Consider the following 22,006-nt stretch of genomic DNA (forward strand, 5'->3'; position numbering starts at 1 on the left):
GAGCCATGCTCGGCAAGGGGCTTTACCAGCCATGCGGTAAAAGCGGCACGCCCCCGGAAACCGGGATTGCATCAACCGGCAAAAAGCTTACCCCTCCCCAACCCTCCCCTTTAGCTGCGCAAAAGGGAGGGCGCTGTAGTGGGGGGGCCGGGGGGGGGGGGGGGGGGTGGGGGTGGGGGGGGGGGGGGGGGGGGGCGGGGGCAGCCGGGTTTGGGGGGCCATGCTCGGCATGGGGTTTTACCGGCAATGCCGCTGCCGAGCATGGCTCGGCACTACCGTTTTGACCTTGCTGCTAGAGCCTCTGCCGAGCATGGCTCGGCACTACAGGCTCGCGGCGATCAGCTGCCCGACAGCATCCGGCGGATCTTGCGGCCCAGGCGGGTCAGGAACGAGTCGCTGTCGTTGCCAGCACGCATCGGCTTGGCCTGTACCTGCACCGGGCCGTTGTTGTTGGCCACTGCCGGTGCTGCACCTTCGGCACCCTCAACCGGGCGACCGTGGCGACGACGGCGACGCTTGCGCGGTGCGCGCTCGCCTTCCACTGCCGGGCTGTTGGCGGCATTCGGCGCACCTTCAGCGGCCGGACGCGGCGGCTTGGGCGTGGCTTCGGCATTGGCCGGGGCGCCTTCGACGCGCGGCTTGCGCGGACCACGCGGCTTGCCGTCGGCGCTGCGCTCGCCGCGGCGTTCACCGGGCTTGCCACCGCTGCGACCACCGCCACGACGGGCTTCGTCGGCGGCCTTCTGCTCGCGGGCTTCGCGGAAGATGGCACCAACGCTCTCACCTTCTTCGCCCTCAGGCAGCGGCGCGCGCTCGGGACGCGGCAACGCGGTCATCAGTTCGGTGGTGACGGCTTCGACCGGGATCTTCTGCTCGATGTAGGCCTCGATGTCCGGCAGGCTCATCGCATAGCGCTCGCAGGCAAAGCTGATCGCATCACCCTCTTCGCCCAGGCGCGCGGTGCGGCCGATGCGGTGCACGTAGTCTTCGGCGTCGAACGGCAGGTCGTAGTTGTAGACGTACTTGATGCCGTCGATGTGCAGGCCGCGTGCGGCCACATCGGTGGCCACCAGGATTTCCAGCTGGCCCTTCTGGAAGCGGTTGAGCAGGCTCTCACGCTTTTTCTGCGGCACGTCACCGGACAGCACGCCAACACGGTAACCGGCCTTTTCCAGAGCGCGTGCAACACGCTCGACGAATACCTTGGTGTTGACGAACACCATGGTGCGCGCGCCTTCACTGCGCGACAGCAGGCCGATCAGCAGCGGCAGCTTTTCTTCGTCGGCCGGGAAGTAGATACGCTGGCGGACGCGGTCGGCGGTGATGCTTTCGGTCTCCACCACCAGCTTCTGCGGCTCGTTCATGTGCTCATAGGCCAACTCCAGCACGCGGTGGCTGAGGGTGGCGCTGAACAGCAGGGTCTGGCGCGTGGTGCGCTCCGGCATGCGCCGCAGCAGGAAGCGGATGTCCTTGATGAAGCCCAGGTCGAACATGCGATCGGCTTCGTCCAGCACGCAGATTTCGCAGGCGTGCAGCGAAACCACCTTGTGCTGCTTGACGTAGTCGATCAAGCGGCCGGGGGTGGCAATGATCACGTCCACGCCCTGCTGCAGCAGTTCACGCTGCTTGTCGTAGTCCACGCCGCCATAGACCAGCGCAAAGCGCAGGCCGGTGTCGGCAGCGAACTTCATCGCGTCCTTGTGGATCTGGATGGCCAGCTCACGGGTCGGTGCCAGGATCAGCGCGCGCGGATCTTCCGGCTTGCGGTCGGCCAGCGCCGGACGGGTCAGCAGGCGGTTGGCGACGGCGACCAGGAAGGCCAGCGTCTTGCCGGTACCGGTCTGGGCCTGGCCGGCGACGTCGCCGCCTGGCAGAGCCACCGGCAGGGTCAGCGCCTGAATGGGGGTGCAGCGGGTGAAACCCGCGCCTTCAAGGCCCGCCAGCAAGGCCGGCTGCAGCTCGAAGGAGGAAAATGTCACGTCGGTTAGCGGTTTGTCGCTCATTGATTTCGTCTTTGTAGTGCCAGCCGGTCAGTGTGGCCGGGCAGCTTGCATCGATTCGGGCACCGTCGCACACTGCGGCCCCTGCGCCGGGTCGCGCGACACCTGGGCCCTGCCCACTGTCCGCGCAATGCCCCAGTTTACCGCAATGCGACCGCCAACCCGGCATGGGCAGTCGCATTGCACCAGGAGACTCCAAGTGAGCGATAAGGTTTTACACGTCGGCGACGCCGACTTCGACAGCGCCGTCCTGCAATCGAGCGAACCGGTCCTGGTGGATTTCTGGGCTGAATGGTGCGGCCCGTGCAAGATGATTTCCCCGGTCCTGGACGAACTGGCTGATGCCTATGACGGCAAGCTGAAGATCGCCAAGGTCAATGTGGACGAGAACCGCGCCACCGCGATCAAGTACCACGTGCGCTCGATCCCGATGCTGCTGTTGTTCAAGGATGGCCAGATCCAGGCCACCCAGATCGGCGCAGTCGGCAAGGGCCAGCTGAGCCAGATGATCGACAAGGCGCTGGTCTGATCCAGCATGGTCCGGCGGCCCGGTGCCGCCGGCCACCGGGCCAGCCTGACCGCGGCCCAACAGGGTTTTGCAGGCGCTTGCACCGCCGCGCATGGCGGTGTTAGTGTCGCTACATCCGGCAGCATTCGCGTGCCGCACCCTCTGGACGGGTTCTCGTCCGGACCATCCCAACCAATTCGCAGCCCCGCAGGGCGCTCGCACATCCAAGCGAGAGGAATCAAGCACTTGTCCGAGAACACTCCTTCCGAAACCGGGAGCACCGACGCTCCTGTCGAGAAGCGCGTGCGCAAGCCGCGTGTTGCCAAAGCCGTTGAAAGCGCCGACAGCGGTGCTTCTGCCCCCGCCCAGCCGGCTCTTCCGTTGCCTGCCGCCCCGGCCGCCCCGGCTCCGGTAGCTGTGGCTCCGGCACCTGCCCCGGTTGCTGCGCCTCCCGCGCCCGCCGCGGCGGCGTCCAGCAATGAAGGCCAGGCCCCGGCAGCAAGCTCCGGCGACAACAACACCTCGCAGGGTGGCCAGGACAACGGCGAAGGCAACAACAACCAGCAGCGCTACGGCCAGCAGAATCAGCAGGGCCAGGGCCAGGGTCAGGGTCAGGGCAACCGCCGCGACCGTTTCCGCAACCGTCGCGACCGTGACCGCAACCGTCAGCGTGACGACAACGGCATGGGCAACGACGGCGGCAACGACAATTTTGTCCCCCGCCAGATGCCGAGCGTACCGGAAGGTTTCCCGGTCTATTCGCTCAGCGACCTGAAGCGGATGCCGGCACAGAAGCTGCTGGAAATCGCCGAACAGCTGCAGATCTCCGAAGGCGTGGCCCGCGCCCGCAAGCAGGACGTGATCTTCGCCCTGCTCAAGGTGCTGACCCGCCACGGTGACGGCGTCGCCGCCGACGGCGTGCTGGAAATCCTGCCGGACGGCTTCGGCTTCCTGCGTGCGGCCGAAGCCAGCTACCTGGCCGGCCCGGACGATACCTATATCTCGCCCAGCCAGATCCGCCGCTTCAACCTGCGCACCGGTGACCACCTGTCGGGCCGCATCCGCTTCCCCAAGGACGGCGAGCGCTACTTCGCGCTGTCGATCGTGGACACCATCAACGGTGAGCCGATCGAAGCCTCGAAGAACAAGGTGCTGTTCGAAAACCTGACCCCGCTGTTCCCGCGCAAGCGCTTCACGCTTGAGCGTGGCAACGGCTCCTCGGAAGACATCACCGGTCGCATCCTCGACCTGATGGCACCGCAGGGCAAGGGCCAGCGCGCCCTGATCGTTTCGCCGCCGAAGGCCGGCAAGACGATGATGATGCAACAGATCGCCACCGCCATCACCACCAACCATCCCGAAGTACACATGATCGTGCTGCTGGTGGATGAGCGCCCGGAAGAAGTGACCGAAATGCAGCGCACCGTGCGCGGCGAAGTGGTCTCCTCGACCTTCGACGAGCCGGCCGCGCGCCACGTGCAGGTTGCCGAAATGGTGATCGAGCGTGCCAAGCGCCTGGTCGAGCACAAGAAGGACGTGGTGATCCTGCTCGACTCGATCACCCGTCTGGCCCGCGCCTACAACAACGTCGTGCCCAGCTCCGGCAAGGTCCTGACCGGTGGTGTGGACGCCAACGCCCTGCACCGCCCGAAGCGTTTCTTCGGTGCCGCACGCAACGTTGAAGAAGGCGGCTCGCTGACCATCATCGCCACCGCGCTGGTTGAAACCGGCTCGAAGATGGATGAAGTGATCTACGAAGAATTCAAGGGCACCGGCAACAGCGAAGTGCATTTGAACCGTCGCATCACCGAGAAGCGCGTCTACCCGGCCATCGACATCAACCGTTCCGGCACCCGCCGCGAAGACCTGTTGATCGAACCGGAGCTGCTGCAGAAGATCTGGATCCTGCGCAAGCTGCTACACCCGATGGACGAAATCGCCGCGATGGAATTCCTGTTGGACAAGATGAAGAACACCAAGTCCAACGACGAGTTCTTCGGCTCGATGAAGCGCTGATTCCGGCTGGAGTTGGCTGCAGGCAAAAACCCCGCGAAAGCGGGGTTTTTGTTGGGCGTTGATTGGGCATGCGATGCGGGCTTCGCGGCACCAGCAGCTCCACCTGTAGTGGGGGGGGGGGGGGGGGGGGGGGGGGGGGGGGGGGGGGGGGCGCCCCGGCCGGGGGGGCCGCCCCGGCGGGCGGCGCGCCCCGTTGGGGTGTTCCGGTGACCCCCCCCCCCCCCCTGGCCCCGCCACTACCTCACGGAGAGTCAGCTGCCTTGCAGCGGGGTCAGCAGCTGCGGGCCATTGTTGTCGACCAGATTGACGCTGCCATCTGCAAGCGCGTCCGGCGAGAAACCAAGCTGTTCGCTGTCTTCGCGCCACGGCGCACGCTCACGCGGACCCGGCACATAACTCACCCAACGCCCCTGTTCCTGGCCTTCGGCACCACCGTTATCCAGGGAGTAGCTGACCGGCACACGCACATTCCAGAACGGTTGAGCAGCACCTGGACCTTGCGTCGGAACCCGGAAGGTCCACTGCCTGGCGCCGGCCAAAGCACTCTTGGCCAACAGCTCGCGGGCACGCCGCTGATCGTTCTCCCGGCTGAGGAAGGTAAGGTTCACCTGCTCGGCAAACGCGTCTTCGACCTTGCCGTCCCTGCCGACCTTGACCAGCAGGTAGACGCTGCCGGAAACCCCGGCACGGAAGGCTTGTTCGGGATAGCGCGGCGGTTTCAGCGAGATACGCGCGATGTTCTCCGGATCATCGGCATCAAGCCGCGCGAAATTGATGCCGCGCAGGCTGATTTCATAGCGATCACCATCAAGTTTGCGGGCGATGACACGCAGGCTCATCGGTGCCACCGCACGAACTGCGACGCCATCCCTGAGCACAGGTTCGAAGCGCCACTTCAGCCCCGCATCGCGCACCATGCTCACCACGCCGACAGGCAGCTTGTCCTCTTTGGCCAGCTGCACTGCCGATACCGAGCCGTCGGTCTCGATACTGACTTCGCCTCGGATCACCATGCTGCTTTCAATCCGCTCACGCACCGCCGCGATACCGCCGCCATTCGCTGCGCTGGCAGGTACCGGCATCGTAGTCAGAAGCAAGGCGCCAAATGCCATGGCCGCAAATACCTGTCGCATCCCACTTCTCCTTGTGTCCAGAAAGCGGATTAAAGCGCGGCCCGTGGATCGCCGCAAGCCTCAGGCCAGGCGCAGCGCACGCGGATACGGCGGGGTGTCCGGGTACAGCCCTTGCTGGAACCCGACCTGCAGACCCTGCCACCAGGCCGGATCGAACAGCTCACCAAACTTCTCCTGCACCAGCTCCAGCGACGACGGCGGCAAGCCCATGAACAGCCCGAAGCGTTCCGGGAAGACATCGTTGGGCGCGACATGGAACCAGGGCTCGGCCGCCATCGCCTCCTCTTCGCTACGCGGCCGTGGCCATGCGCGGAAAGTGCACTCGGTCACCAGGCACAGTTCGTCATAGTCGTAGAACACCGCGCGACCATGCCGCGACACGCCGAAGTTCTTCAACAACATGTCACCGGGGAAGATGTTGTTGCAGGCCATGTCGCGGATCGCCTGCGCATAGTCCAGCGCGGCAGCGCGCGCCGCCTCTGCACCCTGCTCACGCAGGTAGAGATTCAACGGCCGGAAACGCCGCTGCACGTAGCACAACGCGATCTCTACCTCGTCTCCATCGACGCGGACACTCTGGCTGCACTCCTGCACAAGTTCCTGCAGCAGCGCGGGCGCGAACCGTTGCAGGGGGAAGCGCAGGTAGCGATAAGGCTGGGCATCCAGCAAGCGCCCGATGCGATCCAGATTGAAGACCAAGGCGTACTTGTCTTCAACATCCTGCCGACTCATCGTCTTCGGCCACGCAAACCGATCACGTATCAATTTGAACACCAGCGGGTAGCTGGGCAGGGTGAATACCGTCATCACCATACCGGGCGTGCCATCCGCGTGCACCAGCTGCTCGTTGTCGTGCTGCTGGAAATGACTGAAGAAGGTGCGGTAACGCTCGGTCTTGCCCTGTTTGGCCCGGCCCAACACCGTGTAGATCTCATCCACCGGTTTGCCCGGCAGGATACTGCGCAGGAACACCACTGCATCAGCCACGGTAGGCAGGTCGGCCTGGAAGTAGCTGCGTGAGACGCCGAACAGATGCGCCACATCGCGGCGGCGGCTCAGCACCGCCTCCGCGCGAATCCCGCTTTCATCGTTGATCAGCGCAATCACACACGGCGAAAACCTGTGCTCGCCGAACACGCGCCCCACGAGATAGGCACGTCGCTCGCGGTAGAACACGGTCTGCAACAACTCGATCGCACGCACCGGATACGGCCCCCAATGCGAGAGATCATCCTGCAGCCGCACCGCGATGGCCGCCGCACAACGCAGCTGGTGCGTGTACGGCAGGTCGAACGCATAGTCCGCCAACAAGCGTGAGAACGCTTCGGCCGGGCGCGCCTCGGACACTGCATAGACATGCCGCGCGACCGGATGGGTGATGGCGTCGGAGGGTTCAATGTCCAACGCCATGAACTCGATGCTGTCATCCACGCCATGGGTGGCAAACAGACGCCGGGTGAGCGTGTTGTAGAAGGTCTTGTAGAGCTCGCCGTCGATGCGGCCTTCGATCAACCCGGCGAAGTCCTGTTTGACCTGCCGCCACAACAGCTGCAGCTCGCTACTGCCCTGCAGTAGCTGATCCAGCTGGGTGCGGCATTGTGCAACACAGACGTCATACAGCTCGATGCGCTCCACTGCATCGGCTTTGGCAGCGGTCCAGTCCCGGCGCTGGAAGCGCTCGCGTGCGCGCCGGCTGATCTGGGCGAAGTCGCGGTGGTAATCATCGAAGCCCTGCGCGATGCAGCTGGCGATGCTGGCGGCCAACGCGCTGTCTGTAGCCGACTCGGTCATGACGGCATGACCAGACGTTGCCGAGGTGCTGGGTCAATGCAGGTACGGGGCAATCGCATGCGGGAGAACACCGGGGAGTTGCGCTGACCATACGCCACTGGCTGCTGTTCGGGGCAGGCCTGGGCGTGGAGTTGTTCGTGGATTGGGGGTTTCGCGCCAAGAGCACCCCTCCCCAACCCTCCCCTTTGCTACGCAAAAGGGAGGGGGTGGATCGCGGCCATCTGCAGGTTGCGTGCGAGCGCAAGCTCCGCCCCCTCGCTTGCGCCTAGCGCAGGGGAGGGCTGGGGAGGGGTGCTTTGGCTTTGGCTTTGGCTTTGGCTTTGGCTTTGGCCTTGGCCTTGGCTTTGGCTTTGGCCTTGGCCTTGGCCTTGCCTTTTGATTTAGCCCTTCTCCCGCCCGCGGGAGAAGGGTTGGGATGAGGGGAGCTTTGGCTTTGGCTCCAATGCAGCCGCAGCCAGTGCCTCCCTCACTCCCCGGACAATTCCGCCTGGATCTTGCGCCCGCACTCGCGCGCACTCCACAGCACATGGCCGATCACGCTGCGCTGGCCGCAAGCGGCCATCAGCAGCAGCGAGCCGCGGGGCAACTGGATCGATTGCATCAATACCTTGCCCTCGCTGGCCTCCAGCATCAGCACGTCCATCGTGCCCAGCGCCAGCTCGCGACCAACCGCCGAAGCCAGGGCCAGCATGGCGCTGGTCATGGCGGCCAGGCGTTCGCCACTGGAGGTCTCGGTGGCCGCCTGTGCCAGGACAAAACCATCGATGCTGGCAACCACCGCGGCACGCACACCATCCACTGAACTGGTGAACTCCTGCAGCCGCTGGTCTATCACGGCGACCTCCCAATCCTCCAGCAATGCAATCGCCTTGGCCTCAGTCATGGGCACCCACCAGGGCAGCGGCTTCGACCTCACCCATCAGCACATCCATCAGCAGCATCACCGCATCCTCCGAGCGTGCGTCGAACGGCACCAGTGGCAACGGCCGGCCGGCGGTCTTCTGTGCCTGCAGCAGGCAGGCATCGAGGTCCACGTCCGGCACAAGATCGAATTTGGATACACCAATGACCGCCGGAACCGTCCCGGCGTGTTCGCGCAGTGCCAGCAGGTAACGCTCCATTTCCTGCGCCACGTCAGGGCTGGAGGCGTCAGCCAGGATCACCACGCCACGCGCGCCTTGCAGCAGCACCGGCCAGATGAAGGAGAACCGCTCCTGCCCAGGTGTGCCGTACAGGCGCAGCCGATCGCCATTGGGCAGACTCACGTCGGCATAGTCCATCGCCACCGTGGTTACCAGCTTGGAGGAACTGGCGTCGGTATTGAGTACGTCGGTATCAATGACGGTGCCGCCCGCTACAGCACGCACCAGCGTCGACTTCCCTGCCCCCATGGCGCCCAGAATCACTACCTTGTGTTCGATCATGCATGGGTCCCTGTACGGTGACGGACGCTGCGCCACATGCGTGCCAGCAGGGCGCTGGCGCCAAGCTTGGCCGGCGCCGGCGACGGCGCAGCTGCGGGCTCTGGCAGCTGCACCGTGGCATAGCCACACAGGTAGGCCGAGCGCATGAAGGCGCGCGTTGCGTTGCTGTCCAGTTCCAGCAGCTCGGTGCATTCGGCCAGGGTGCAGGGCTTCTTCAGCAGCAGCGAGCACAGCCTGAAACCATCGTGTTGATGGGCGAGCACACGGAAGTCCGGCCAGCGCAGCAGGCTCACGCGCGCGTTCTGTTGCAGGCGTCGATCAAAATCGGTCCAGTTGTCGCCGTACTGCGCCATCTGCCACAGCAGCGGCCGCAGCGGTTGCCGCGACAGGTTCTCCGCCAAGGCCTGGAAGCGCGCCAACGACAGTTCCTGCAGCGCCAACAGCTCGAATACGTCACCCAGTTGCTGGGCAAGGCTGGGACCCTGCGCTGGATGCACGTAGAGCGGCACCATCTGGTCGTGTTCGAAATCAATCAGCAGCTGTGGTTGGCCCTGCAACGACAGCACCGCCCGGCCCTGCTTCACCTGCAAGCGCTGCCGCAACAGACGGGTAACCTGCTTGGCACCGCTGGCCAGATACAGACCATCGGTGGTTGTCGGCGTGGGCGGCGGTGCCAGCGCGTGCTGGATCTGCGCCCGATCCAGATGCAGTTCGCCGCTACTGCGGCCATCGTGCACGGCGCCGGCATCATCGTGCAGCCATAAGCGCATCGCCGGCCGCTTGCTGGCCATGTGTTGGGCAGCGCTGCGCAACGCCGGGGTATCGCGGACCAGGAGCAGGTCGCACTGGTCCAGATCGACACAGCGTTGCAGACCCTCCGGTGGTAGCCCCGCAATCTCCCTCAATCGCCCGAGGAGCGTCTGCTCCTCCCGGGTGTCCGAGCCCACTACCAGCACCCTGGTCATGCCCTCTTCCCCTTTTGACGCGCTCGCGTCATGCGATTCCCTGCGTGTCGAATCAGGCTATTCCAGATGCTGCATGTGAAAGGGTGATTGGTCCCACACTTCGATTTTTCAGTGGCGCATTCGGCACACGACCTTGGTCGCATCTACACGCGGTCATCACGCGAAAACAAGAAAGCCTGCCTCCTGGGAGGAGGCAGGCTTTCGATGTGTAACGGCAGCTACAACTCGCTGTTACTGCTCTTACGTTTGATCAAGCCTTGAGGCTGGCGATCGCGGCATTGAGGGTGGCACTCGGACGCATCGCCGGGCCGGCCTTGGCCAGGTCCGGACGGTAGTAACCGCCGATGTCCACGGCCTTGCCCTGCACCGCTGCCAGCTCGTCGACGATCTTCTGCTCGTTGCTGGTCAGTACTTCGGCCAGCGGTGCGAACTTTGCCTTCAACGCGGCATCGTCGTTCTGCTCGGCCAGCGCCTGCGCCCAGTACATGGCCAGGTAGAAGTGGCTGCCGCGGTTGTCGATGCCACCCAGCTTGCGCGACGGCGACTTGTCGTTGTCCAGGAACTTGCCGTTGGCAGCGTCCAGGGCATTGGCGAGCACGGTGGCACCCTTGTTGTCGTAACGCTGGCCCAGGTGTTCCAGCGATGCGGCCAGGGCCAGGAACTCACCCAGCGAATCCCAACGCAGATAATCCTCTTCGACGAACTGCTGCACGTGCTTCGGCGCCGAGCCGCCAGCCCCGGTTTCGAACAGGCCGCCACCGGCCATCAGCGGCACGATGGACAGCATCTTGGCGCTGGTGCCCAGCTCCAGGATCGGGAACAGGTCGGTGAGGTAATCACGCAGCACGTTGCCGGTCACCGAGATGGTGTCCTCGCCCTTGCGGATGCGCTCCAGCGACACGGCAGTGGCTTCTTCCGGCGACAGGATGCGGATGTCCAGGCCGTTGGTATCGTGGTCCTTCAAATACTTTTCGACCTTGGCGATCACCTGCGCATCGTGGGCGCGCTTGGCATCCAGCCAGAACAGCGCCGGGGTGTTGCTCAGGCGGGCGCGGCTGACCGCCAGCTTCACCCAGTCCTGGATCGGCGCGTCCTTGGTCTGGCACATGCGCCAGATGTCACCGGCTTCGACGGCGTGTTCGAACACCACGTTACCGGCTTCGTCAGTGACCTTGACCACGCCATCGGCAGCGATCTGGAAGGTCTTGTCGTGCGAGCCGTATTCCTCGGCCTTCTGTGCCATCAGGCCGACGTTCGGCACCGAGCCCATGGTGGCCGGGTTGAACGCACCATGCGCCTTGCAGTCGTCGATAACGGCCTGGTACACGCCGGCGTAGCAACGGTCCGGGATGACGGCCTTGGTGTCCTGCAGCTTGCCTTCGGCATTCCACATCTTGCCGGAGTCGCGGATCATCGCCGGCATCGAGGCGTCGACGATCACGTCCGACGGCACGTGCAGGTTGGTGATGCCCTTGTCCGAGTTGACCATGGCCACGGCCGGACGCTTGGCGTACTCGGCGGCGATGTCGGCCTTGATCGCTTCCTGCTCGGCTTCCGGCAGCTGCGACAGGCGCGCGTACAGGTCGCCGATGCCGTTGTTGGAATCGAAACCGATCTGGGCGAGGCTGGCGGCGTGCTTGGCCAGCACGTCCTTGTAGAACTCGTCGACCACGACGCCGAACATGATCGGGTCGGAGACCTTCATCATGGTCGCCTTCAGGTGCAGCGAGAACAGCACGCCCTGCTCCTTGGCATCGGCGATCTGTGCATCAACAAACGCCGCCAGCGCCTTGCGGTTCATCACCGAGGCGTCGACGATTTCGCCGGCCTTCACTGCGGTCTTGGCCTTCAGCACGACGGTGTTGCCGTCGTTCTGTACCAGCTCGATCTTCAGGCTGCCGGCGTTGGCGACGGTGGCCGACTTTTCGCTGCCGTAGAAGTCACCGCCGTCCATGTGCGCGACGTGCGACTTGGAGTCGGCAGTCCAGGCGCCCATGCGGTGCGGGTGCTTGCGGGCGTAGTTCTTCACCGACAACGGTGCGCGGCGATCGGAGTTGCCTTCGCGCAGCACGGGATTGACCGCACTGCCCTTGATCTTGTCGTAGCGCGCCTGGATGTCACGCGACACGTCGTCGGTCGGTGCGTCCGGGTAGTTCGGCAGGATGAAGCCCTGGTCCTGCAGCTCCTTGATCGCGGCCTTGAGCTGCGGCACCGAGGCCGACACGTTCGGCAGCTTGATGATGTTGGCTTCCGGCTTGGTGGCCAGTTCGCCCAGTTCGGCCAGATCATCGCTGATCTTCTGCTCGTCCTTCAGGAAATCCGGGAACTGCGACAGGATGCGGCCGGACAGCGAGATATCGCGGGTTTCGACGGCGATGCCGGCGGTCGCGGTAAAGGCATCGACGATGGGCAGCAGCGACTGCGTGGCCAGGAACGGAGCTTCGTCGGTGAGCGTGTAGATGATCTTCGGCGTATTCGACATGGGGGCAAAAACTCTCTTGCTGACGGATGCGGTGCGTGGAACGGCAGCGGCGATTGGGCAGGCGCTCGACCATCCAGTGGGCCGGCGCGCAAACCCCATCCGGCTGCCGGATTGGGAAACCCTTGTATTGTCGCGTTTTCGACCGGGCCGGGCAAAGCAAACCCATACGCAAAGGTAGGGAGTGGCGGGCCTGTTGCAGCGCAAGCCCGCGCAGGCCTTGCGCCGTCTTGCTCATGTCGCCCACGGTGGTGGTGGTCTCACCTGCAACCACCCGCGCCATACATGGAACAGGTGCACACAGTGCGCAAACTGCGGCTCCATGCAGCGGCACGCTGCTTTCTGTGGGAGCGGCGTCAGCCGCGACGCTGAGGTTGCCCGAATGCCTTCACCCGATGGTGTCCCTGCTTCGCGGCTGACGCCGCTCCTACAACAAGCATATACGGTTGATGCAAAAAAAAAGGCGCAGCCTGGTGGCTGCGCCCATGCGTATCACCGGCGGGAGAGAGTTCGCCGGCTTACGCCTTGCTCACTTCACCTCGAACTGCTGCGGGGTACCGGCAGCCTTGCCATCGACGGTGACGTCGGCGGTGTACTTGCCAGCTGGCCACGGCTTGCTGTTGGCGAATTCGATGTTGGTGGTCTCAGCCGCAGTCGTGTTGAGCGTATTGCTCTGCTCGCCGGCGACCTGGCCATCCTGATACGTCAGCTTGGCACCCAAGTTGACATTGCTGGCGGTGCCGTCGGTTTTAATCGACACAATGATCTTGTCCTTGGCCGCCAATACCGCGACCGGGGCCACCGACTTGTCAGCTGCCGCTGTGTTGCCAACCGTCACCGCGGTCACCGCCAGAACCGGCGCCGCAGGTGCTGCCTCAACCATCGGAGCCGGGGCAGTTGCAGCCGGCGCCGGCGGAGTGGGCGCAGCTTCCTCTTTCTTCTTGCAACCAACCAGTGCCACGGCACCGACCACGGCGATCATCAGGGCACTGCTAAGCGAAGTGTTCTTCATGAATTGCTCCGAATCTGATTTGAAGGTGCGTATGTATTGGCGCGAGGATCAACCCTGGCGCGCTGGAATCTTCAGCGTCTGCCCGGGGCGGATCTTGTCCGGGTCGTCGAGGACATCACGGTTGGCATCGAAGATTTTCTTCCACGCGTTGCCATCGCCGAGCAGGTTCTTGGCGATCTTGGACAGGCTGTCACCGCTCTGCACGGTGTACTGCTGCTCGCCTACGACTTCCGCGGTGGTGTCGACTGTACTGGTGACACCCGAGAAATCCGCCTTGGTTACAACTTCGGCAGTGGTATCAACGCTTGAGGTCACACCAGAAAAATCAGCTTTCTTCTCAGTACTGCTCATCCAGGTTGCTCCTCCGTGACTGACGGGGAGCAACGATTGCACGAGGCCTGTTAAGGTTTCATCGTGCCGACGTAAAAACCTGCGTACGCAGCTGAATGTTTATTGACGCAGGTCGCGGATCGGGTGGCTGGCGGACAGGCCCGGGCTGGAGCGGCGCGGGTTGATGTCCAGGCCGCCGCGGCGGGTATAGCGTGCCTCGACCTCCAGCGTGATGGGCTGGCAGCGCTGGCTCAGCTCCAGGAAGATCCGCTCCACGCACTGTTCGTGGAACTCGGCGTGGTCGCGGTAGCTGACCAGGTAACGCAGCAGGCCTTCACGGTCCATGCGCGGGCCCTGGTAACGGATGCTGACGCTGGCCCAGTCCGGCTGGCCGGTCACCGGGCAGTTGGACTTGAGCAGCGCCGAGACCAGGGTCTCATTGGCCATCGTGCTGGAATCGGCGAGCAGCAAGGCCGCATCGGGCGGGCCATAGCTGTCGATGGCGACATCCAGGTGGTCAATGCTCTCACCTGCCGCCTGTTCGACCGGCGGCAGGCCGAACTCCACCCGCACATCGGCACCGGCGCAGGCCGACAGATCGGTGGCAATGCGCTCGCGCACGGCTTCGGCACGGTTGAAACGTGCCCCGTTGAGCGAGTTCAGGTACAGCTTGAGCGACTTGGACTCGATCAGGTTCGGCGAGGTACCCGGCACGTACAGGGTTGCGGTCTCCACGCAGGGCTTGCCGCGCGCGTCCAGCCAGCCCAGCTCATAGATATGCCAGCGGTCTTCGCCGGCGAACGGCAGTTCGCTGCCCAGGCCGATCTCGGCACGGGCGCCGGCGCGCGGGATCGGGAACAGCAGACTGGCGTCGTACTGGCGGGGGTAGTCGACCTCGCGGCCGAGGCTGGAATCTTGGGGAGTGTTCATCGGCCCCATTGTAGTTGCGCCAGCTTGAGCGCCGGATATACCGAGGCGCTCATTCGCAGGAAAACCGTTGCCTGGCGCAGCGTCAGTTCAGCAGCCGCGCCCACCACGATTTGCCGGACTTGGCCTGCGGGATATCCTCGCTCACCAGCCGCATCACCTCGCGCTCCGGGTCCAGCGCAGAGGGGCCGTAGACCACGCGGATACGCTCCTCCTCGGTCGCCCCGAGGGTATCGCCATTGCTGATGACCATGCCGTTCTCGATCAGGTAATCGACGATGCCGGTGAGGCGGCTGAACACGCCTTCAGCAGTTTCCCCGGTCTCGGGAATCTCGATGTCCATCAGGCCCAGCATGTCCATGCCGCGGGTATGGCCGGTCATCACCCCGTCCGGGCGCTGGCCGACATTGATCGCCACCCAGGCGATCGGCAGCGGCTCGGGCAAGGTGGCCTGGGTCAGCTCGCGGAACAAGCTTGGCAGCACCACGTGATTGGCGCTGCCGAAGTACACCGCCTCGATGCTGTTGGACACGGCCACAGCCGATGCCAGCACACGACTGAGCAGTGCCGCCTGTGCAACCAGATTGGTTTCCTGCCCGTCGTCGCCGAAGCGCATCACGGTGACGATGGTGTGTGCTGCGTAGTCCACCGGTGCCGGCGTGGCATCTGGCCACAGCCGGCTGTGCGCACAGATCTGCGCGATGTCATCGCCGATCTGCACCGGAATCGGCATCAACGCGATCAGGTAGTCGGCGTATTCCAGGCACAGCATCGGCGAATCGTCGCCATCGGCATCCTTGTCGACGGCGCCTTCCGTCGTTGCCTCGCCCACCCGCAGCAGCGATTGGTCCAGGTCGGGCCAATCGCTGCGCATCTGCGCAAGCAAGGCTTCGGCGGTGAGCTGAGGGTCGAGCTGCGACTGCAGCAGCATGGCCAGGCTGGCTGTCATGGAGCGCCTTCTTCCTTGTAGGTAAGCCCCTGACACTACCCGGACTCAACCTGCCTTGTCACCGTGCAGATAATCCAGCGACACCTGCAACAGCGCGCGCAGGCCCACATCCAGCGCCTTTTCGTCGAGCAGGAACTTGGGCGAATGATTGCTCGGCGCAGTGGCCGGGTCGATGCCGGCACCAGTGGAGCCGACGAAGAAGAACATCGACGGCACCTGCTGTGCGTACAGCGAGAAGTCCTCCGAGCCCATCTGCAGCGGCGGCTCGTAGACGTTGGCCTTGCCAACCACCGCCTGCAGGCTGGGCAGCATGCGCGCGGTCAGTGCCGGATCGTTGACCGTGGCCGGGTTGCCGTCCTTCTCGTAGATGTCGGTGACAGCCGTCGCACCGTGGGCGGCAGCGGTGTGCTCGGCGACGTTGCGCAGGTCGGCGAAGATCTGCTTGCGCATGTCCGGGTCGAAGGTGCGGATGGTACCCACCATCTCCACCGAGTCGGGAATGATGTTGTAGCGGATGCCGCCCTTGATCGCGCCGAAGGTGAGCACTGCCGGCTGCTTGGACAGGTTGGCGCGGCGGCTGACGATGGTCTGCGCGGTACCGATAAGGTCGGAGGCCGCAACAATCGGGTCAACGCCGTTCCACGGCGCCGAGCCGTGGGTCTGGCGACCATTGACGGTGATACCGAACCGGTCGGAGGCCGCCATCAGCGGACCACCGCGCACGGCGATCTGGCCGGCCTGCACGCTGGAGAACACATGCAGGCCGAACACCGCCTCCGGCTTGAAGTCCTTGAACAGGCCTTCCTTCAGCATCAGGTCGGCACCGCCCTGCTCCGGCGGCGGCGCGCCTTCCTCGGCCGGCTGGAAGATCAGCATCACTTCGCCGGGCAGCGTGTCGCGCATGGCGACCAGCGCGTCGGCCACGCCCAGCAGGGTTGCGGTGTGCGCGTCATGGCCACAGGCATGCATCACCCCGACCTGCTCGCCGCGGTACTCGGCAGTGGCCTTGGATGCGAACGGCAGGCCGGTCTGTTCGGTGACCGGCAGCGCGTCCATGTCGGCGCGCAGGGCGATCTTCGGCCCGGGCAGGCCGCCCTTGATGATGGCGACCACGCCGTGTACGGCGACGCCGGTCTTCGGGTTCAGCCCCATTGCACGCAGGCGCTCGGCGACCTTGGCCGCGGTGCGTTCTTCGCGGTTGGAGAGCTCCGGATGGGCGTGGAAGTCGCGACGCCAATCCACCACCTGCTGCTGCAGGCGAGTGGCGGCAGCTGCCACCTCGGGCCGCGGGGCGGCATCCTGGGCCTGCGCCAGCGGGGCAAGGGCGCATAGCAAGGCAGACAGCAACACGGTCTTGCGGGCCATCAGCAACTCTCCTTCCAATCGGTGACAGGGTGAATGTAGGCCAATCATGGGCCAACCGCCCGCCGGCAGGGAACCGACACGCTGCAGGCGATCGGCGGTAGTGCCGAGCCATGCTCGGCAGGAGCCTTCCTAACACCCCGTCAGCTTGTGGGCTTCATGTAGTGCCGAGCCATGCTCGGCAAAGGGCCTGCCCCGCAACCACCGGCTTGTGGGAACGGCGTCAGCCGCGAAGCTGATGGCTCGCCGGATCACAGACCAATTGGTGGCTCCCACCGGGCCGGCTTCGCGGCTGACGCCGCTCCTACAAGAACAGCCAGATCGCAGACCAATTGGTGGTTCCCAATGTGTCGGCTTCGCGGCTGACGCCGCTCCCACAGCATTCCTGCAGGTTGATGCGACGCTGGGAACACCCCTGCCGAGCATGGCTCGGCACTACAACATCAGGTCAACCGATGCCGCGATGGAACGTTCATCACCTGCACGGGTCTGTATGCGTGGCCCATCGGTCATGCCTCCATGACAACAGGTGCGGCGGTATCCTCTGCGCCTTGTTTGCCCTCCCCTATCGGTTCATCAGGAGTTTTCGCATGTCGCGTTTCTGGAAGATCGTACTGCTGGTCATTGCAGTGCTGCTGGTGGCCGGTATCGGCTATCGGGTGATGGGGGGCGGCAAGCAGAAGGCCGGTGCGGCGCCGGCAGGCATGAGCCAGGGCGGCCAGGGTGAGCAGGACAAGGACCCGGTGCCGGTCACCGCGGTCAGCGCCGAGAAGAAGGACGTGCCGGTCTACCTGACCGCGCAAGGCACGGTTACCGCGTTCAATACCGTCACCGTCAGCCCGCAGGTCGGTGGCCAGCTGCTCAGCGTCAACTTCCGCGAAGGCCAGGCGGTCAAGAAGGGCGAGCTGCTGGCGCAGATCGACCCGCGCACCTTCCAGGCACAGTACGACCAAGCCGTCGCCAGCAAGCGCCAGAACGAAGCCCTGCTGGCTACCGCACAGTCCAACTATGCACGCTCCAACTCACCGGAATACCGCCAGTTCGTCGCCCAGACCGACCTGACAACGCTGCGCAACCAGGTGACCCAATACCAGGCCGCGGTCGCCGCCTCGCAGGCCTCGGCCGCACAGGCCAAGGTGCAGCTGGATTACACCCGCATCACCTCGCCGATCAACGGTATCGCCGGTATCCGTGCGGTTGACCCGGGCAATGTGGTCAGCGCCGGCAGCCAGATCGTCACCGTCACCCAGCTGCAGCCGGCCTATGTGCTGTTCAACCTGCCCGAGCAGCAGCTCGACGCAGTGCGCAGCGGACAGGCCGCAGGCCCGCTGCAGACCGCCACCCTGGACCGCGAAGGCGGCAGCGTGGTCAATGCCGACGGCGTGCTGCAGGTGGTGGACAACCAGATCAGCAGCAGCAGCGGCACCTTCCGCCTGCGCGCACAGTTCCCCAATGCCAACGATGCGTTGTGGCCGGGCCAGTTCGTCAATGTGCAGATGAAGCTCAACGTGCTGCCCGGCGCGATCGTGGTGCCGGCCGAAGCGGTGCAGCGCAGCAGCACCAGCGATTTCGTCTACCTGGTCAAGCCCGACAACACCGTCACCCTGCGTGAGGTGGTGCAGGGTGGTCAGGTCGATGACAGCCACGTGGTGATCAGCACGGGCCTGCAGGCCGGCGACAAGGTCGTCACCGAAGGCCAGTTCCGCTTGAAGGAAGGCAGCAAGGTCAATGCACTGGCACCGGGCCAGGCACCGCCGACGCCGACTGAAGAACAGCTCAAGGCGGCCAGCCAGAAGGGCAACCGTGGTGGACGGGGTGGCCCGCCGCGCTGAGGCGCTGGCCCGCACCCGCCTCCCCTCCCCCGCACCAGGAACCGACCGTGGGCTTTTCGACTATCTTCATCCGGCGCCCGATCGCCACCTCCCTGTTGATGATCGGGCTGATGCTGCTGGGCATCCTCGGTTACCAGCGCCTGCCGGTTGCGGCCCTGCCCGAGATCGAAGCGCCCAGCCTGGTGGTGACCACCCAGTACCCGGGCGCCAGCGCACAGACCATGGCCTCGCTGGTGACCACGCCGCTGGAGCGGCAGCTGGGGCAGATTTCCGGGCTGGACATGATGACCTCCGATTCGTCGGCAGGCCTGTCCAGCATCGTGCTGCAGTTCTCGATGGAACGCGATCTGGATACCGCCGCGCAGGACGTGCAGGCGGCCATCCGCCAGGCCACCCTGCCCAGTTCGCTGCCCTACCAGCCGGTCTACAACCGGGTGAATCCGGCCGATGCGCCGATCCTGACCCTGAAGCTGGCCTCGGACACGCGCCCGCTGCGTGAGGTCAACGATCTCGCCGACTCGATCCTCGCCCAGCGCCTGTCACAGACCGACGGCGTCGGCCTGGTCTCCATCGCCGGCAACGTGCGACCTGCAGTGCGCATCCAGGTCAATCCGGCGCAGCTGTCCAACATGGGCATGACCCTGGAAGACCTGCGCAGTGCGTTGACCCAGGCCAACGTCAACGCACCCAAGGGCTCGCTCAACGGCAAGACGCAGAGCTATACGCTGTCCACCAACGACCAGCTCAGCGACGCGGCCGACTACAACGACATCATCATCCGTTACCAGAATGGCGCGCCGGTACGCCTGCGTGACGTCGCCAAGGTGGTCGATGGCGTCGAGAACGACCAGCTCGCCGCCTGGGCCGATGGCAAGCCGGCAGTGCTGCTGGAAGTACGCCGCCAGCCCGGTGCCAACATCGTCAAGACGGTGGAGAACATCCGCCAGATCCTGCCCAACCTGCAGGGCATGCTGCCGGCCGACGTGAAGCTCGATGTGTTCTCCGACCGCACGGTGACCATCCGCGCCTCGGTGCATGACGTGCAGTTCACCCTGGTCCTCACCATCTGCCTGGTGGTGGCGGTGATCTTCGTGTTCCTGCGCCGGCTGTGGGCGACGGTGATCCCGTCGGTGGCGGTGCCGCTGTCCCTGCTTGGCACGTTCGGGGTGATGGCCTTCGCCGGCATGTCGCTGGACAACCTGTCGCTGATGGCGCTGACCGTGGCCACCGGCTTCGTGGTCGACGATGCGATCGTGATGATCGAAAACATCGTGCGCTACATCGAGAAGGGCAAGGACGGCCAGGAAGCGGCGGAGATCGGCTCCAGGGAAATTGGCTTCACCGTGTTGTCGTTGACGGTCTCGCTGATCGCGGTATTCCTGCCGCTGATCCTGATGCCGGGCGTCACCGGCCGTTTGTTCCACGAGTTCGCCTGGGTGTTGTCGATTGCAGTGGCGATCTCGATGGTGATCTCGCTGACGCTGACGCCGATGATGTGCGCCTACCTGCTCAAGCCCGATGCGCTGCCGGAAGGCGACGACGCGCACGAGCGGACCGCAGCGGAAGGCAAGGTCACCGCCTGGTCGCGCCTGGTCGGCGTCTACGAGCGCACGCTGGACTGGGTGCTGCACCACCAGCCGCTCACCTTGGGCATCGCCCTGGCCTCGGTTGCGTTGACCGTGCTGCTGTACATGGTGATCCCCAAGGGCCTGCTGCCCGACCAGGACACCGGCATGGTCACCGGCGTGGTCATCGCCGACCAGAACGTCGCCTTCGAGCAGATGCAGCAGCGCACGCAAGCCGTGGCCGCTGCGCTGCAGAGTGATGAAGCGGTCACCGGCGTCGCCGCCTACATCGGCGCTGGCAGCATGAATCCCACCCTCAACCAGGGCCAGCTGAGCATCGTGCTCAAGGACCGTGGCGATCGCGATGGGCTGGATGTGATCCTGCCGCGTCTGCAGGCCGCCGCCGCGCATATCCCCGGCATCGCGCTGTACCTGAAGCCGGTGCAGGACGTGACCCTGGATACGCGCGTGGCCGCCACCGCCTACCAGTTCTCGCTGTCGGACATGGACAGCGCCGAGCTGGCCAAGCAGACCGAGCGCGTCACCGATGCCTTGCGCCGGCTGCCGGAACTGACCGACGTCGATGACAACCTGGCCAACCACGGCCGCGCGCTGCATGTGGAAGTGGACCGCGACAAGGCCAGCCGTTACGGCGTGCCGATGCAGACCATCGACGACACGCTGTACGACGCCTACGGCCAGCGCCAGATCTCGACCATCTTCACCCAGCTCAACCAATACCGCGTGGTGCTGGAAGTGGCGCCGGAGTTCCGTACCAGCGATGCGCTGATGAACCAGCTGGCGATCGGCAGCAACGGCAGCGGCACGCTCAGCGGCAGCAATGCCACCACCCTGGGCCAGGTGACCTCGAGCAACTCGTCCACCGCCACCGGCATCGGCAGTGCCAATACCGGCATCGCGCTGGGCGCAGGCGGCAGCATCCCGCTGTCGGCGATTGCCAGCGCCAAGCCAGGTACCGCGCCGCTGATCGTCAGCCACCAGCAGCAGCTGCCCTCGGCGACGATCTCGTTCAACCTGGCACCGGGCTACTCCCTGTCCGAAGGCGTGGATGCGATCAACAAGGCGGTGGCCGAACTGGAACTTCCGCAGCAGATGCAGGCGCAGTTTGTCGGCACCGCCGCCGAGTTCTCCAGCAGCCAGACCGACGTGATCCTGTTGTTGCTGGCCGCCATCGCGGTGATCTACATCGTGCTCGGCGTGCTGTACGAAAGCTGGATCCATCCGCTGACCATCATCTCGACCCTGCCGCCGGCCGGTGTCGGCGCACTGTTGGCCTTGTATCTGTGCGGCATGAGCCTGTCGGTGGACGGCATCGTCGGCATCGTGCTGCTGATCGGCATCGTCAAGAAGAACGCGATCATGATGATCGACTTCGCGCTGGACGCGCAGCGCTCCGGCGCCAATGCCTATGACGCGATCCGTCGCGCCTGCCTGCTGCGTTTCCGCCCGATCATGATGACCACCGCCGCGGCCATGCTCGGCGCCCTGCCGCTGGCACTGGGCACCGGTATCGGTTCGGAGCTGCGGCGTCCGCTGGGTGTGGCCATCGTCGGCGGCCTGCTGCTGTCGCAGCTGGTCACGCTGTACACCACGCCGGTGATCTACCTGTACTTCGAGCGCCTGTCCGAGTGGGCGGCCAAGCGTCGTGAACAACGTGCCGCTGCACGCCTGCAGACGGCACGGTAAGCGCGG

Annotated in this window: 16 protein-coding genes; 4 read left to right on the forward strand and 12 right to left on the reverse strand. The window is 64.9% G+C overall.

The annotated features are described in order from the left end of the window. Nucleotides 1-338: 338 nt before the first annotated feature. A complete protein-coding gene (gene rhlB, locus AC13FW_RS16750; protein WP_296252711.1) occupies nucleotides 339-2,003 on the reverse strand; it encodes an ATP-dependent RNA helicase RhlB in 1,665 nt (554 codons plus the stop codon). Between the two features lie 196 nt (nucleotides 2,004-2,199). Here rhlB and trxA point away from each other — a divergent pair, with 196 nt between their 5' ends. Both trxA and rho read left to right on the forward strand, forming a co-directional pair. Next, nucleotides 2,200-2,529, forward strand: coding sequence for a thioredoxin TrxA (gene trxA / locus AC13FW_RS16755; protein ID WP_057628040.1), 330 nt, complete (start codon nucleotides 2,200-2,202; stop codon nucleotides 2,527-2,529). Between the two features lie 225 nt (nucleotides 2,530-2,754). Next, a complete protein-coding gene (rho, locus tag AC13FW_RS16760; protein WP_482989822.1) occupies nucleotides 2,755-4,524 on the forward strand; it encodes a transcription termination factor Rho in 1,770 nt (589 codons plus the stop codon). A 251-nt stretch (nucleotides 4,525-4,775) separates the two neighbouring features. Here rho and AC13FW_RS16765 read toward each other — a convergent pair whose 3' ends face one another. The 11 genes from AC13FW_RS16765 to AC13FW_RS16815 form a co-directional block, all read right to left on the reverse strand. After that, nucleotides 4,776-5,657, reverse strand: coding sequence for an energy transducer TonB (locus AC13FW_RS16765; RefSeq protein WP_482989823.1), 882 nt, complete (start codon nucleotides 5,655-5,657; stop codon nucleotides 4,776-4,778). 60 nt (nucleotides 5,658-5,717) lie between these two features. After that, a complete protein-coding gene (aceK, locus tag AC13FW_RS16770) occupies nucleotides 5,718-7,448 on the reverse strand; it encodes a bifunctional isocitrate dehydrogenase kinase/phosphatase (RefSeq protein WP_482989824.1) in 1,731 nt (576 codons plus the stop codon). 466 nt (nucleotides 7,449-7,914) lie between these two features. Beyond that, the gene (locus tag AC13FW_RS16775) at nucleotides 7,915-8,331 is read right to left on the reverse strand and encodes a roadblock/LC7 domain-containing protein (RefSeq protein WP_282272047.1); all 417 of its coding nucleotides are present in this window, start codon (nucleotides 8,329-8,331) and stop codon (nucleotides 7,915-7,917) included. Beyond that, nucleotides 8,324-8,872 carry a GTP-binding protein gene (locus AC13FW_RS16780; protein ID WP_282272045.1) on the reverse strand — a complete coding sequence of 183 codons (549 nt, stop codon included), beginning with the start codon at nucleotides 8,870-8,872 and terminating at the stop codon, nucleotides 8,324-8,326. Before AC13FW_RS16780 ends, AC13FW_RS16775 begins: the two co-directional genes overlap by 8 nt. Beyond that, a complete protein-coding gene (locus AC13FW_RS16785) occupies nucleotides 8,869-9,837 on the reverse strand; it encodes a hypothetical protein (RefSeq protein WP_482989825.1) in 969 nt (322 codons plus the stop codon). The genes AC13FW_RS16780 and AC13FW_RS16785 overlap by 4 nt, the downstream gene beginning before the upstream one ends. A 250-nt stretch (nucleotides 9,838-10,087) precedes the next feature. After that, a complete protein-coding gene (locus AC13FW_RS16790) occupies nucleotides 10,088-12,319 on the reverse strand; it encodes an NADP-dependent isocitrate dehydrogenase (RefSeq protein WP_482989826.1) in 2,232 nt (743 codons plus the stop codon). 526 nt (nucleotides 12,320-12,845) lie between these two features. Then, complete coding sequence (locus AC13FW_RS16795) at nucleotides 12,846-13,328, reverse strand: hypothetical protein (protein ID WP_482989827.1); 483 nt, start codon at nucleotides 13,326-13,328, stop codon at nucleotides 12,846-12,848. 48 nt (nucleotides 13,329-13,376) lie between these two features. Beyond that, entirely contained in the window at nucleotides 13,377-13,679 is a 303-nt protein-coding gene (locus AC13FW_RS16800; protein WP_482989828.1) for a LysM peptidoglycan-binding domain-containing protein, read from the reverse strand. A 99-nt stretch (nucleotides 13,680-13,778) separates the two neighbouring features. Beyond that, a complete protein-coding gene (gene queF / locus AC13FW_RS16805; RefSeq protein WP_482989829.1) occupies nucleotides 13,779-14,588 on the reverse strand; it encodes an NADPH-dependent 7-cyano-7-deazaguanine reductase QueF in 810 nt (269 codons plus the stop codon). Between the two features lie 82 nt (nucleotides 14,589-14,670). Next, nucleotides 14,671-15,534 (reverse strand): DUF4261 domain-containing protein, encoded by an 864-nt coding sequence (locus AC13FW_RS16810; RefSeq protein WP_482989830.1) that lies wholly within the window; start codon nucleotides 15,532-15,534, stop codon nucleotides 14,671-14,673. A 45-nt stretch (nucleotides 15,535-15,579) separates the two neighbouring features. Beyond that, entirely contained in the window at nucleotides 15,580-16,899 is a 1,320-nt protein-coding gene (locus AC13FW_RS16815; protein WP_482989831.1) for an amidohydrolase, read from the reverse strand. A 587-nt stretch (nucleotides 16,900-17,486) separates the two neighbouring features. Here AC13FW_RS16815 and AC13FW_RS16820 point away from each other — a divergent pair. Further along, nucleotides 17,487-18,728: an efflux RND transporter periplasmic adaptor subunit gene (locus tag AC13FW_RS16820; RefSeq protein WP_482989832.1), complete on the forward strand. Its 1,242-nt coding sequence runs from the start codon at nucleotides 17,487-17,489 to the stop codon at nucleotides 18,726-18,728. Nucleotides 18,729-18,775: 47 nt separating this feature from the next. Further along, a complete protein-coding gene (locus tag AC13FW_RS16825) occupies nucleotides 18,776-22,000 on the forward strand; it encodes an efflux RND transporter permease subunit (RefSeq protein ID WP_482989833.1) in 3,225 nt (1,074 codons plus the stop codon). Nucleotides 22,001-22,006: the final 6 nt, after the last annotated feature.

The organism is Stenotrophomonas sp. 21LCFQ19 (assembly GCF_056861425.1).